A 15,011-nucleotide genomic window follows, 5' to 3' on the forward strand; every position below is an offset into this window, starting at 1 on the left:
ATGCTCAAAAACTATTTCAAGATAGCCTTTCGTAATCTTAAGAAGAACAGGGGTTTTACGGCAATTAATATAGTTGGATTAGCCATTGGTATGGCGGCGGCAATGCTGATTTTGTTATGGGTAAATTTTCAGTTTGGGTTCAACAAGAATTTCCCAAAAATCGAAAATCTCTATGCTGTCGGTTCTAAAGAAGCGACAGACCAGGATTCCGCAACTTGGTTTTCTACTCCAAAACCTATGGCAGCCGTGGTAAAGGAAGAAATTCCAGAAGTGCTGAATGTTTCCAGGTTAAGTGGTACCAGAGGTTTTTTATTTACAATTGGCGATAAAAAAGTTCCGGCAGGAACCGGTGTATTTGTAGATTCAGCCTTTTTGAACATGTTTGAATTACCCTTATTGAGTGGGAATAGAAACACCTTATTAAAAGACCCGAACAGCATTGTCTTATCTGAGAAACTTGCCAACAATCTATTCGGCACTACAGATGTACTTGGAAAAACGATCAGACTGGATAGCACCAATGTGCTAGCAGTGACTGGCGTCATAAAGGAAACAGAATCCAATTTTATATTCCAAGGCTATGAATACTATGTTCCTTGGACCTTAATGGAAAAATTAGGGTTTTCAGATAGTCAATGGGGAAATAGTTCCGTGGATCTATACGTAGAAATCAATGATAAAAAGCATCTCCCAAAAATCCAAGAGCAAATCAAAGACTTGATTCCAAGACACTCCGAAGTAAAGACGGTCAGTTTTCTGACCGCCTTTGCTGATAGATATCTTTACAATAAATACAAGAACGGAAAAGTAATTGGCGGAAGGATAGAAATGGTGAAAACATTTACCCTTATCGCTGCTTTAATCCTGTTGATTGCCTGTATAAACTTTATGAACCTCAGTACTGCCCAAAGTGAAAAGAGAGCGAAAGAGGTTGGAATCCGAAAGGTCGTAGGCGCACAAAAAAGAAGTTTGGTGTTCCAATTCCTTTCTGAATCATTATTACTGGCTTGCTTTTCAGGTCTGATTGCCTTTATTATTGTCATTTTGGTCCTACCTGCATTTAATGATTTGGTGGGCATGAAATTCAAAATACCATTTCAGGATTTTAGATTTTGGATCCTATTTGTTGGGTTTGTTTTGTTCACTGGCTTTTTAGCTGGCATTTACCCTGCATTCTTTCTGTCTTCCTTTAATCCAGTCAAGGTGTTAAAGGGACGATTGCATAGCATACAGCAAAAAATCAACCCCAGGAAAGTACTGGTTGTTACCCAATTTAGTATAGCCTTGATATTGATCGTGAGTACCGTAGTGATCCAAAAGCAAATCAAACATGCCCAAGATCGCGACTTTGGATTTGAAAAAGAGAACCTAATCTATGTTCCAGAGGTCGGTGAGATCACTAAAAATGTGCAACTGATCAAGCAGGAACTATTAGACCAGAATGTGGCGCAATCAATTAGTCGATTAATGTCTCCATTGACAGAACGTTGGAGTGGATGGAATGGCTTCACTTGGGAAGGAAAAGACCCCAATAGCATTATCGACTTTAATCGCCAAACAGGTGATGATAGAGTTGTTGAAACGGTAGGTTTTACCTTAATTGCAGGTCGCGATTTTGATTTGACTAAATTCCCTACCGATTCGATGGCCGCCATTATCAATGAATCCGGGGCCAAGGTCATGGGCTTTCAAGACCCCATCGGCAAAATATTCGATGATGGAGGAAGGAAATTTCATATCATCGGCGTCATTAAAGATTTCATCCAAGAGTCTCCATTTGAACCTGTCAAACCTTTGGTTATTGAAGGAGCTAGTGGCTGGATGAACAATATCCATATCCGCTTCAATCCAAACTTGACAACAACAGACGCCCTAAAAAAAGCAGAGGCTATCTTCAAAAAATACAATCCTGACTTTCCTTTTGACTACAAATTTGTAGACGAGGCCTATGCCTTGAAATTTAAGGAAACTCAAAAAACAGGTAAACTGGCAGCGCTATTTGCTGGCCTTACCATCATTATCTCTTGTCTCGGTTTATTTGGACTAGCAGCCTATATGGCAGAAAGCAGAACCAAGGAAATCGGGGTCCGTAAAGTCCTCGGAGCTTCGGTATTCTCCGTAACTAGATTATTGTCTAAGGAGTTTATTTTATTGGTTGGAATCGCTTGTCTGATCGCCTTTCCTATCGCCTATTGGGCCATGAATAAATACCTCAACTCCTATACCTATAGAATCAATATCAGCTGGGAAATCTTTGCTTTTACTGCCGTACTGGCTTTGCTGATCACGATTTTGACTGTGAGTTATCAGTCGATTAAAGCTGCAATTGCTAATCCGGTGGATAGCTTGAGGGATGAGTGATTCAAAGGCTTTGCCTTTGAATAGATATGAGATCTGAGATATGAGATTTGAGAGAGTGGAAAGTTGCATGGCTGTAGACATAAGACAATAGACACAAGACAATAGAAATTCTGGAGGATTATTGCTGGGGAAAAACGAGTTATTAATTAGAGGGATTCTTCGGGGAGCCAGTGCATCTATTGCTAACCATTAAATAAGGAAGTTATGCTTAAGAACTATATCAAAATAGCGTGGAGGAATCTCTTAAGGAATAAGGGGTTTACGGCCATAAATATTATCGGATTGGCGATTGGGATGGCCGGGGCTTTAATGATTATGCTTTGGCTGCAGAATATGCTGACCATGGACCGCTACCATGAGAAAAGTGATCGCTTGTATATCATGAGCAACAGAGATGAAAATCAAGGTTCAAAACATGCTTGGCCTGCCACACCAAAGATCCTTGGGCCTTCCATGAAAGAAGAATTTCCTGATATTGAATCTTTTTCAAGATATAGTAATTTTCACTTATTTTTAACCACTTACCAGGACAAAAAATTAAAATCGCAATTAGCTTTTGTGGATTCTGGTTTATTTGAGATGTTCAGTTTCTCCTTTATTTCAGGTGATAAAACTGGTTTATTAAAAGACCCAAATTCAATCGTATTAACAGAGAAAAAAGCAAAAGCCCTATTTGGTTCAGAAAATCCCATTGGAAAGATTATCAAAATAGATTCAGTCAACCAAGTAAAAGTTCAAGCTGTAATTCAAGACAATCCAAGTAATTCAAGTTTTGATTTTGAAGGTTTAATTTCTTGGGAATATGGAAAAAAAATAGGTTTTTATGATGAAAACTGGGGTAATAATTCTATTAAGACTTTCATCTTATTGAAAGAAGGAATTTCGTTAGCTAGTTTTAATGAAAAAATAAAACCTTTCACAAGAAATCACATCAATGCCGATAAAGATATGATTCGGAGTGGTTCTAAGAGTACAGTCGAATTATTTGCCTTCCCTTTTCAGGACTATTACTTATATAATAATGGCAAGGGAGGGAATTATGAATCAGGTCGGATAGATTTGGTTAAGCTTTTTGCTTGGGTTGGTGGTTTTATATTATTAGTTGCCTGCATAAATTTCATGAATTTAAGCACAGCAAAGTCAGAACGAAGAGCCAAAGAAGTTGGTGTCAGAAAAGTGATTGGAGCTAACAAGAAAACTCTTGTATTCCAATTCTTAACTGAAAGTATTTTGATAAGCTTCTTTGCCTTAGTACTTTCTATTATCATTATTTTCATTGCATTGCCCTATTTCAATGAACTCGTTTCAAAAAATCTTAGTATTGGCTTTTTTACGCTAAATACTTGGTTCTTTTTAATTGCCTTTGCGTTATTAACTGGAATATTGTCCGGAGCATATCCTGCATTTTTCTTATCGGCATTTAAACCCATCAGCACCTTGAAGGGAAAATTTAACGCCAGTAAAAAAGGTGTAAATATTCGTTCTGTTTTAGTTGTCATTCAGTTTTCATTCGCCATAATATTAATTATTGCGACAGTGGTAGTTACAAACCAGATTCAATATAGTAAGGAGCGTGACCAGGGATACCAAGCCAATGGTTTGTTATACACTGAAATAGAAGGAAATATTGCTAAAAATTATCTGAATATAAGGAATGAGTTATTGTCAAGTCAAGCAGTAATTTCTGTTTCCAAGAACATGTCTCCAATTACAGATTATTATTCATCAGGCCAAGGAATAATTTCGAACGCTTCTTCTGAAGAGGACAAAAGAATAAATTATCTCTGGTTTAGTTCGGATGCTGATGCCATTAAAAACATTGGGTTTAGCTTAGTTTCTGGTAGAGATATTGACATATATAAATTTCCGACGGACAGTTCAGCAATCATATTGGATGAATCTGCCGTTAAAGCTTTGAAATTGGAAAATCCTATTGGAAGTATTATTGAGGGAGTAGGAGGAAAATGGACTGTAGTTGGAGTAATCAAAGATTTTATCATGGACTCCCCATTTGACAACAGTAAACCAACCATTATTTTAGGACCTCATGCATGGTTTGACGTCATTCATTATCGTCTTAATCCAGCGCATTCAACTAGTGGCAACTTAAAAACCATTGAAGGCATATTTAAAAAATACAATCCAGAATATCCCTTCTCCTATCATTTTATTGATAAGTTGTTTGAGAGTAAATTCAATGAAACGCAAGCTGTAGGGACGGTTGCCATGCTATTTGCTGGACTGACCATCTTTATTTCCTGTTTGGGGCTTCTTGCTTTGATTGCCTATATGGCGGAAACTAGAATGAAGGAAATTGCCGTAAGAAAGGTTTTAGGTGCTTCGGTTCCTCAGATCACTTCTCTCCTATCCATGGACTTTATCAAACTGGTTTTAATATCCATCTTAATTGCTTCACCAATTGCCTGGTGGGCAATGAACAACTGGCTTCAAGATTTTGAATACCGCATCCATATGGAATGGTACTATTTTGTGATCGCAGGAGCAGCAGCCATCTTTATTTCTCTGGCAACTATTAGTTTCCAATCTATAAAAGCTGCGCTAGCAAATCCGGTGGATAGCTTGAGGGATGAGTAATTCAAGGGCTTTGCCCTTGAATGGATATGAGATGATTGAATGGATATGAGATGTGAGATATGAGTTTTGAGAGAGAGGGAAGGCTACATGGCTGTAGACATAAGATAATAGACATAAGACAACAGAAATTCTGGCGGGGTATTGCTAGGGAAATTAATAAAGAAGATATTAAATTAAATATTGACCAAAATGTTAAGAAATCATTTTAAAACGGCTTGGAGATTCTTAAAGAAAAATTTACTGGTAACCTCTATTAGTGTAATCAGTTTGGCCATTGGGATCTGTGCGACCTTGATCATTTTTTTAATGGTGCGCTATGACTTTAGTTTTGACAAACATTTGCCACATGGAGACCGTGTATATAAGGTTGTAAGTGATGGAGGTTATAAAGGCGACGCGGTATTGGTTCCATTGATACGGGCCATGCAAACGGAATTGACGGGTGTGGAGGCAGTTGTTCCGAATTTGGAATTAGGGACTGCAAAGTTGAAAATCGAAAAGGAAGCAGGTCAGGAAGAAAAGGTATTTCCAAATGAAGAAGGTTTGACCTTTAGCAATGAAAAATACTTCAGCATATTTCCACATGCTTCTTTAGCGGGAGATATCAACTCCCTAAAAGAGCCTAATACTATTGTTCTTACCCAAAGTAAGGCCGAGGTTCTATTCCCAAAGGCTAATGCTAGTGAAGTGGTAGGGAAAAACATCTTATTTGCTGATAGCATACAATTGACTGTTGGAGCTGTCGTAGCTAATATGAAAGAGAATTCTGATTTCAAGTATGATGGAATTATTTCTGTTTCAACGGTTGAAAACAATGCTTCCTTGAAAGTGATAAAATCTTGGGATCAATGGAGTAATTATAATGGTGGCAATCAATGTATTCTCTTATTAAAAGCTGGAACTTCGCCTAAAAATATTGAAAAGGTAATTGCTGGGATCTTAAGTAAGAACAAAGAGCAAAATGATTATGATTGGAAGGATAATTTTATCCTTCAACCCTTAAAGGATGTCCATTTTGACATTAAATTCAATTACAATGCGGTAAAAGAATCCACCTTAAGAAATTTAATCTTGTTAGCGGTCTTCCTACTGACTTTAGGAGCTATTAATTTTATCAATCTCTCTACGGCTCAATCTACAGAGCGTGCTAAAGAGATTGGAATCAGGAAAACATTGGGTGGAAAGAAGTCAAATCTGGTAAAACAATTTCTATTGGAGACATTTTTAGTTGCAGGATTTGCTACGATATTATCCGTAATATTAATTCCTATCCTGACTCAGGCCTTCGCAGGATTTCTTCCTAAAGGATTTACCGTTTCATCTATTCCAGTTTTGGAAATCATAGGATTTTTGGTCCTTCAACTGCTGGTTATTACCTGTATCGCGGGTTTTTATCCGGCATGGGTACTAACGGGATACTCTCCTATTATGGCCTTGAAAAATCAAGCCACAAAAAACAGTAATCTGAGTAGAAGCGCCTGGGTAAGAAAAGGATTGACCATTTTCCAATTTGTTCTGGCGCAAGTCTTTTTGATTGCCGTATTGGTGGTATCCAAGCAGATCCATTATGCTATTAATATGGATATGGGTTTCAATAAGGATGCTGTAGTGACCTTTTTCGTTCCAAATTTCGACCGTGAACAAAAGGGAAAGGTCCTAAAGACCGAATTGGAAAATTTAGCTGAAGTAAATGCGGTTAGTTTTGGCAATCAATCGCCGGCATTCAATGGTTACATGAGCTCCGGAATGGCGTATGACCAAAATACTTCGGACAAGAAAATGGTAACCTTCGATGCTAGAAACGGCGATGAGAACTTTATTAAGGTTTATAATATTCCGCTAATAACTGGAAGAAACGTCCGAGTTCTTGACTCTGTTTCAGAAAGTATTATCAATGTCAAGATGTTGGAACTTCTGGGTCTGAAAAACCCTGAGGACGCCATTGGCAAAACATTCAATAATGGCCAAACAACCATTGTTGGGGTAATGAAGGATTTTAATATTTCTTCTGCTCGCGAAGCCGTAAGACCTACGATGTACTGGAGCAGTAATTCGGGCTATATGATGCATGTGGCTTTGGATAAAAACCACCCTGAAACTTGGAAAAATGCGATTAGTAAAATCGAAAGCAAGTTTAAAAGCCTCTACCCTGAGGAAACATTTGACTATAAATTCGTCGATGATATTATTGCCAATTTCTATAAAACCGAACAGAACCTATCTAAGCTACTGAGTTGGGCTGTTTGGCTTTCCATCAGCATTGCTTCACTGGGATTGTTTGGTTTGGCGGTATTCATCACCAACCAGCGTGTAAAAGAAATCGGCATCCGTAAAGTTCTAGGAGCATCTATCAGCCAAATAATATTCTTACTATTGAAAAACCTAATGCTCCTTGTTATTATCGCTTCTGTTATTGCATTCCCAATTGCCTGGTATTTTATGCATGAATGGCTGAACGATTTTGTCTATAAAACCGAGCTCTCATGGTGGATTTTTGTTCTCGCAGGAATAGGCCTATCGGCAGTGGCTACACTGGTGCTGACCTCTAGAACCTACTTCGCCGCCAAAGCAAATCCAGTGGATAGCTTGAGGGATGAGTAATTCAAGGGCTTTGCCCTTGGAAAGATATGAGATGTGAGATATGAGATTTGAGAGAGTGGAAAGGCTGCATGGCTGTACACAACAGACATAAGACTTAAGACCTTTCTAGGGGGTTATTGTGGGGGGAATTGACAGACTAGATATCTCTTAATAAATGTATTGGCGAACAGTTCCTTGACCTTCGGTCAAGGATGACAAGGTCGTTTGGAGGTGAGCCGTACAGATTCTTCACTGATCGTTCAGAATTGAAAATGAATTCAGTAAGGTTTTTTCAGAAAAATATTTCACCCACGCTGCGGGTTATCCGATTAACGATCCGATTTTCTACAAAGATGTCACCCCCGCTGGGGGTTGCCTACCTAAGCAAACACCATTCTTCCGAAGGAAGTCCTTTAGCCCCCGGCTCATTTCCAGTGGCGGAAAAATGGAAAGAATGCCGATGCCCCGTGCGATATCTCGGTTTCGCTCGATAACCTTCGAAGGGGAGTCGAAACCGAATACATCAACCAACCCCTTCCGATGGCTAGCGGAGTCGAAGCCGAGAACATCAACCAACCCCTTCCGATGGCTGAGCGGAGTCGAAGCCGAGTACATCAACCAACAACAATCAAAAACTTAACATTAAAGAAAACTCCACATTTTCTTTGAATTGTATTTTTATTTCCATGACAGGATATATGTACATATTACTTTGTTCAGATAACAGCTACTATGCTGGATCTACAAAAAATTTAGGCTTCAGATTAGAACAACATCAATCTGGCAATGGAGCCAATTATACAAAGAAGAGATTACCTGTCGAATTGGTTTATTTTGAGATATTCCCAAGAATTGGAGATGCCTACAGACGGGAAAAACAAGTTCAAGGCTGGAGCAATAAAAAGAAAATGTTGTTAATCTACGGGTGTTTGGATGAATTAAAGGATGCTGCAAAATGTATTAATTCAACTAATTGTGAAAATATGAAGAAGGGATAATTCCCCCCTCGACTCCGCTCGGGGAACACCTCGACTTTGATGTAAGGAACACCTCGACTTTGATGTAGGGAACACCTCGACTTTGATGTAAGGAACACCTCGACTTTGATGTAAGGAACACCTCAGAAATAAGGAACACCTAGACCCCACTGATACTCTACGGCTGAGCGACATCTCGGCTTCGCTAACCGCCGAAAGGGAGCCGAACCCAATCCTGGTTCTTACCCAGATCTTGGTCTATCCTCCCATCCCTTTAATCCTGGTTCAAATCCCGTTGGTTTAGCCTAACCCCAATCCTGGTTCAAACCATTACGTTCATTTGCGAACAACAAATCGTCCGATAATGAACATATCAATCTTTATTGATATACACAATCAGCAGGTAATCAGCATATTACAATTATGGCAAATGAATTGAATTGCTGTTTAAAGCAAAAAAAATGATATGGAATTTGCTATCTCCATATCTCAATACTCAAATCTCAATACTACTAAAATGCTTAAAACAGCTTGGAGATCGATATTAAAGACCAAATCCTTAAGTGCTATTCACATCATAGGATTGGCTATTGCCATTGCAGCATCAACGGTTTTGTTTTTGACAGCAATGTTTGAGTTGTCATTTGATAATTTTCATCCTAATGGAGAGAGGATTGCGCTTCTTTATAAAAGTTCAGAACCGGAAACTGGAAAAAGAGAGGACTCTTCGATGCCTTCACCCTTGGCTCCCCAGTTGAAAAAGGATATTCCGAGTATTGAAGGTATTACACGTTATGCCAATAGCAAATTAGTCCTGAAAAATGGTGATAAAGAATTTACATCAACCAATAGATTTGTAGATGAGGATTTTTTCAAGATTTTCGATTTCCCGTTTATTTCAGGTAATAAGAATGTCCTTTCGGGTCTTGACAATATGGTCTTGACCGAGAATATGGCAAAGAATCTGTTTGGCTCAACCGATGTTGTAGGAAAACAGATTGAGGTTAATTTAAATGGAGTTTGGAAGGCGGCAACCGTTGGCGCGGTCCTGAAAGATTTACCGAGCAATTCAAGCCTTCGTTTTAACTCACTCTATAGATTTGAAAACAGACCTGGTTACCTGGAACAGATGCAGGCCTGGGACAACTCAGACCATGAAGTTTATGTAAAAATGAAAGCTGCAGTCAATGATGCGACCTTCAGCAAGGAAACCAAAGCTTTTACGGAGCAATTCTTTAAAAATGATATAGACCGCTTGAAACGTGATGGCGGAAAAGCAGATATCAATGGAAGTTATTTCAGTTTTCACCTATTGCCAATGGCAAAAGTACACCTGAATGATTTTGGTCCTGCGGCCTCTTTATCATCCAACTATCCTTGGATATTATTGTTGATCTCGGGTTTAATTATGTTTATCGCTTCATCCAATTTCATCAATCTCTCCTTAGCTAATGCTATCAGTAGAAATAGAGAAATCGGCACCCGCAAGACATTAGGTGGAACGACTTGGGATATTGTAAAGCAGTTGACACTAGAATCTTTTATCTTATGCCTTATTGCTTTGTTGGTTGGTTTGATCATAGCCTATTTGGTCTTACCGCAGTTCAATGCCAACATGAATTACCAATTGAAAATAATGGATCTATTTAATATCAAGAACCTGGTTATCTTCCTAGTGGCTTTTCTGCTAATCTCTCTCCTTGCTGGCGGTTTACCAGCCTTTAAAGCTGCACGGACAAATATTATCCAGTCTCTAAAGGGATCCAATAAAATAAAAACTTCAAATCTTAGAAGTTCATTAACAGTATTGCAATTTGTGATCGCCATTATCTTGATCATAGCGACCATTGTAATCAGCACCCAATTGAATTATATCTCGAATAAACCATTGGGATTTAACAAGACTGAGGTCATCAGTATTCCAATTGGTGCTGGGGTCAATAAAGAAGATATGGTTCAAAGGATGCGTGCTGAGTTAAGCCAACAAACTTGGGTAAAGAACGTCAGTGCAGCGGATGTAAATATTGGTAAGGGCCGCGATGGCACTTTGCAAAGGAGCATTTTTGGTTTTGAACATGAAAACAAGGAAATTCAAACCAATTTCATCCGGGTTGACTATGATTACCTAAATACATTAGGCATCAAATTATTGGGAGGCAGGGATTTTGACCGTTCCTTTGGGACCGATACGAATGCTGTAGTTATCAACAAACAGATGGCGGCACAATTTGGCGGTGCTGATAAAATCTTAGGTAAGGAAATCGACCTGAACGGTAAAAGTACCGTAATCGGCATTATGGATGATTTCAATTTTCAAGATCTTAGGGCCCAAGTCGAACCCTTAACCATTTCAGTGAATCCTAATGTTTTCACTGTGGAATACATCTTTGTTCGTGTCGAAACCCAACAACTTGCAGAAACCTTGGATAAGGTGAATGTGATATGGAAAAAGGTAAATCCAAAGGCTAAGGTCGAACCATCCTACCTTGATGAAAATACGCAGAACTTGTATCAATCTGAGCGGACATTTTCAAAAATTGTCATAAGCGGAACAAGTATAGCTATTATTATATCTTGCTTAGGCTTATTCGCTCTAGCTTTACTAACTATAAATACAAGGGTTAAAGAGATTGGCATCCGTAAGGTTCTAGGATCTTCGGTATCCAGTATCATTATACTCCTTTCAAAAGACTTTATAAGATTAGTCCTCATCGCCTTTTTGCTGGCAGCACCATTAGCTTGGTGGGTCATGAATAATTGGTTGCAGACCTATGCCTACCGCATCGATATACAGTGGTGGATGTTTGCACTAGCAGCAGGTCTAGCCATTGTCATTGCCTGGTCTACCATCGCTTGGCAAGCCTTTAGAGCCGCCAATGCCAATATTGTGGACAGCTTGAGGGATGAGTGATTCAAGGGCAAAGCCCTTGAATGGATATGAGATATGAGATATAAGATATGAGAGAGGTATAGCTTTATATTTCTTATTGAAAACAGGAAATTAATTAATTAGTTGAATTGAATTTGAAACTATGCTTCTCAAATCTCAATTCTCAAATCTCAATACTATTTTAATGTTTCAAAACAATATAAAAATCGCTTGGAGGAACCTCAAGAATCAGAGGTTTTATTCTTTTATCAAGATTGGGGGATTTGCATTTAGCATGGCTATTTGCTTATTGATAGTGCTTTATATACAGCATGAGTTGAGTTATGATAAGTTCTATAAGGACTCTAATCAGATTTTCAGGGTTGTAGGGGTAATTACAAGAGATAATGTGGTACAGAAGGGTGTTTCTATGCCTGCACCTGCTGGGCCTGAATTGAAGGAGGAGTTCCCTGAAATTACAGCTTTTGGTCGTGTATTATCGAATCCGCTTTTTGGTGCGGGTAGTAATCAGGTTGCGACGAATGAAAACCCTGAATTGTTTAGTGAGGAAGGTTTTTGTTATGTAGACCAGGGCATAATGGACATGTTTCCGATGGAAACAGTATATGGTACTTTAAATCATGCTCTGGATAATCCCAGTACGGTTGTTATTACTAAAAGTAAGGCCGAGAAACTATTCAAAGGAGACCCTACTGGAAAGACTATTTATCTAAACAATGATAAATCTAAGGGCTATACTGTTACCGCTGTAATCGATGATATCCCGACGAACTCGAATTTTTACGGCTTTGATTTCTTTATGACCTTAAGTGGTCATGAACCTTACCCTGGCGAGAAACAGAATTGGTTGGCTTCCAATTATTCGACCTATTTCAAGGTTAAAGATGGTAGTGACATCGCTGAACTAGAGAAAAAACTAACCAGATCATATATTGATGATCATTATCGTCCTGCGGTCATGCAAGCCGGCATGGCAGTGAATGAGGAAATATGGAGGTCTGCAAAGATGACCTTGCAACCTTTAAAGGATATTCACCTACATTCAAAGGGCATTCAAAATAATAAGATTGAAAACCAGAATCGAGGTGATGCCCAATTGGTCTATATCTTTGCCGGAATAGCAGCTTTAATATTGATCATCGCTATCATTAATTTTATCAATCTTTCCACAGCAAATGCCAACACCCGCGCCAAAGAAGTGGGTGTAAGAAAAACAATTGGTTCAGATCGCAAGTCTTTGATCTGGCAGTTTATTACCGAGTCTTTATTATATTCCTTAATATCAATATTGATTGCTATCGCCATTGCCTATTTACTTTTACCTTCTTTTAATGGAATTGCAGGAAAATCATTGTCATTCCCTTGGAAGAACTTAGTGTTTATCCCCTCGCTCCTACTTTTTGGTTGTTTTATAGGTATTATTTCAGGGGTATATCCCGCATTATATCTATCATCCTTCAAACCGATTGCCGTATTAAAAGGAAAATTAAATTTAAAATCTGGCAATAACTGGTTCAGGAATGGATTAGTAATCTTTCAATTTTCTACATCCATTATCCTGATTATCGGAACATTAATCATCAATCAACAAGTAAAATATATACTCCATAAAGACTTAGGATTTGACAAGGAACAGGTTTTGGTTTTACGCGGAACGAGTACTTTGGATGGAAAACAAAAGGCGATGAAGGAAGAATTGAAAGGTATTTCCAGCGTTTCATCGGTTTCCGTTGGAGATTATTTACCCGTTATGATGGATGGGGTAAGACGGAATGGCAATGCCTATTGGATTGATGGCCGGCAGAATGAGGATGTCGGAATTGGGGGACAGAACTGGGTGGTTGATGTGGATTACCTGAAAACATTTGGCATCAAACTTATTGAGGGTAGGAATTTTAATATGGAGATGCCCACAGATTCGGCAGCTGTCGTCGTTAACCAAAGTATGGTTAAGGAACTCGGTATAAAAAATCCAATCGGAGCGAAGATTCGCAATTTCGCAACCTTTACCATCATCGGGGTGGTTGAAGATTTTATTTTTGGCGATATGAAAGGCGATGCGGTAAAACCATTGGCTTTGATGATTGGTGGTAGCCCTAATATGATTTCCATTAAGCTAAATACCAACAACCTTGAACAGACCCTTGCTGAAATCAATAAAGTATGGAGCAGCTTCTCTCCCAATCAGAAAATTCAATACACCTTCTTAGATGAAGGTTTTGAAAAACTATATGCCGATGTTCAACGCACTCAAGCGATCGTTTCAACCTTTGCTGTATTCGCCATTTTCATTGCCTGCTTGGGATTGTTCGGTTTAGCTGCTTTTGTTACCCAACAACGGACTAAAGAAATCGGTATCCGAAAAGTCCTAGGGGCAAGCCTACCAGGAATCATTAAATTGTTGTCTACAGATTTTATAAAACTGGTTTTAGTTGCCATTCTCATTGCTTCTCCAATAGCTTGGTGGGCTATGAATAATTGGTTACAAGATTTTAGTTATAGAATTGATATCCATCCTTGGGTATTCTTAGCAGCTGGAGGCTTGAGTTTGCTGATTGCATTTGGAACCATCTGTTATCATGCCCTTAGGATTGGAAGGATCAATCCTGTGAATAGCTTGAAAGAGGAGTAGGTAGACGGGGAATTGAACCAGGATTGGGGTTCGACTCCCCCTCGGCTCCGCTCAGGGAACAGCTCACCCAACGAGGATGGGAGGATGGACCAAGATCTATGAATGAGATATAATTGATAATATCTTATTAAAAACATTAGAACATACAGTGCACATATCACCCTGTAGGGCCATGTCATTATTTAAGGTTTTTTGTGTTCATGCTGAGGAACGAAGCATCTCTGAGAGATGCGAACCTTGAAAAAGAAAAACATCCATCGCTGTATTAGCGAACAGCTCCTTGACCTTCGGTCAAGGATGACAAGGTAGTTTGGAGGAGAACCGTACAGATTCTTCACTGATCGTTCAGAATTGGAAATAAATTCAGAAGGGGATTTTCATAAAAATATTTCATCTCACTGGGGGTTCGGAAAGTTAACAAACTTCATCCTTCCGAAGGAAGTTCTTTAGCCCCCCGGCTCATTTCCAGTGGCGGAAAAATGGAAAGAATGCCGATGCCCTGCGCGATGGGATTGGCCTTGGAATGCTTTCAATAGATCATCCCATTAAAAGGGATGATCTATTGAAAGATATTCCCGACACCAAGGCATTCTATCCATGTGCGGAAGATTGTGCGAAAAGCCACCTTAAATGGGCCGAAGCCTTTTGGTTACTTTTGGGCTCCAAAAGTAACGAAGAATCTAAATTTTGTTATTTATTAACTTAATGACTTTGCCATTTAGGGGTTGAATTGGCAATTGACCGATAAAACATCAATATCCAAGAATTACTCCCTTTTGTGAAATTCAAATTTCTCTTCTTTCCAGGGTCTTGTGTCTATTGTCTATTGTCAGATGTCTATAGAACCCCAACCGTTCAGTACCGAACAAAAAACGTTCGATATCGAACATGTCTAACACCTTAAATTATTACATTACTCTATTTTCCAGCACTTTACATTACTGGCAAATGTATTGTATTTCAATTTTTGTGAGTC

7 protein-coding genes are annotated in these 15,011 nt (G+C 38.9%); all 7 read left to right on the top strand.

The features are described 5' to 3' along the window. The 7 genes from ACK2WI_RS04600 (at window position 1) to ACK2WI_RS04630 (ending at window position 14,741) form a co-directional block, all read left to right on the top strand. On the top strand, window positions 1–2,361 hold the full coding sequence (locus tag ACK2WI_RS04600; protein WP_409149936.1) for an ABC transporter permease: 2,361 nt from the start codon (window positions 1–3) through the stop codon (window positions 2,359–2,361). A 204-nt stretch (window positions 2,362–2,565) separates the two neighbouring features. Next, a complete protein-coding gene (locus ACK2WI_RS04605; RefSeq protein ID WP_409149937.1) occupies window positions 2,566–4,956 on the top strand; it encodes an ABC transporter permease in 2,391 nt (796 codons plus the stop codon). A gap of 189 nt (window positions 4,957–5,145) precedes the next feature. Next, window positions 5,146–7,557, top strand: a complete 2,412-nt coding sequence (locus ACK2WI_RS04610) for an ABC transporter permease (protein WP_409149938.1) — start codon at window positions 5,146–5,148, stop codon at window positions 7,555–7,557. A 665-nt stretch (window positions 7,558–8,222) separates the two neighbouring features. Beyond that, on the top strand, window positions 8,223–8,534 hold the full coding sequence (locus ACK2WI_RS04615; RefSeq protein WP_409149939.1) for a GIY-YIG nuclease family protein: 312 nt from the start codon (window positions 8,223–8,225) through the stop codon (window positions 8,532–8,534). A gap of 496 nt (window positions 8,535–9,030) precedes the next feature. Then, window positions 9,031–11,424, top strand: coding sequence for an ABC transporter permease (locus ACK2WI_RS04620; protein ID WP_409149940.1), 2,394 nt, complete (start codon window positions 9,031–9,033; stop codon window positions 11,422–11,424). A gap of 163 nt (window positions 11,425–11,587) precedes the next feature. Next, window positions 11,588–14,035, top strand: a complete 2,448-nt coding sequence (locus ACK2WI_RS04625; RefSeq protein ID WP_409149941.1) for an ABC transporter permease — start codon at window positions 11,588–11,590, stop codon at window positions 14,033–14,035. A 523-nt stretch (window positions 14,036–14,558) separates the two neighbouring features. Then, entirely contained in the window at window positions 14,559–14,741 is a 183-nt protein-coding gene (locus ACK2WI_RS04630) for a hypothetical protein (RefSeq protein WP_409149942.1), read from the top strand. The last annotated feature ends 270 nt before the right edge of the window (window positions 14,742–15,011 follow it).

The sequence above is a fragment of the Sphingobacterium sp. BS-2 genome (assembly GCF_046161205.1).
GTDB classification, from domain to species: Bacteria; Bacteroidota; Bacteroidia; order Sphingobacteriales; family Sphingobacteriaceae; genus Sphingobacterium; species Sphingobacterium mizutaii.

Coding starts and splice junctions, on each gene's coding strand:
- ACK2WI_RS04600 (WP_409149936.1), top strand. CDS start 1: ATGCTCAAAAACTATTTCAAGATAGCCTTTCGTAATCTTAAGAAGAAC.
- ACK2WI_RS04605 (WP_409149937.1), top strand. CDS start 2,566: ATGCTTAAGAACTATATCAAAATAGCGTGGAGGAATCTCTTAAGGAAT.
- ACK2WI_RS04610 (WP_409149938.1), top strand. CDS start 5,146: ATGTTAAGAAATCATTTTAAAACGGCTTGGAGATTCTTAAAGAAAAAT.
- ACK2WI_RS04615 (WP_409149939.1), top strand. CDS start 8,223: ATGACAGGATATATGTACATATTACTTTGTTCAGATAACAGCTACTAT.
- ACK2WI_RS04620 (WP_409149940.1), top strand. CDS start 9,031: ATGCTTAAAACAGCTTGGAGATCGATATTAAAGACCAAATCCTTAAGT.
- ACK2WI_RS04625 (WP_409149941.1), top strand. CDS start 11,588: ATGTTTCAAAACAATATAAAAATCGCTTGGAGGAACCTCAAGAATCAG.
- ACK2WI_RS04630 (WP_409149942.1), top strand. CDS start 14,559: ATGCTTTCAATAGATCATCCCATTAAAAGGGATGATCTATTGAAAGAT.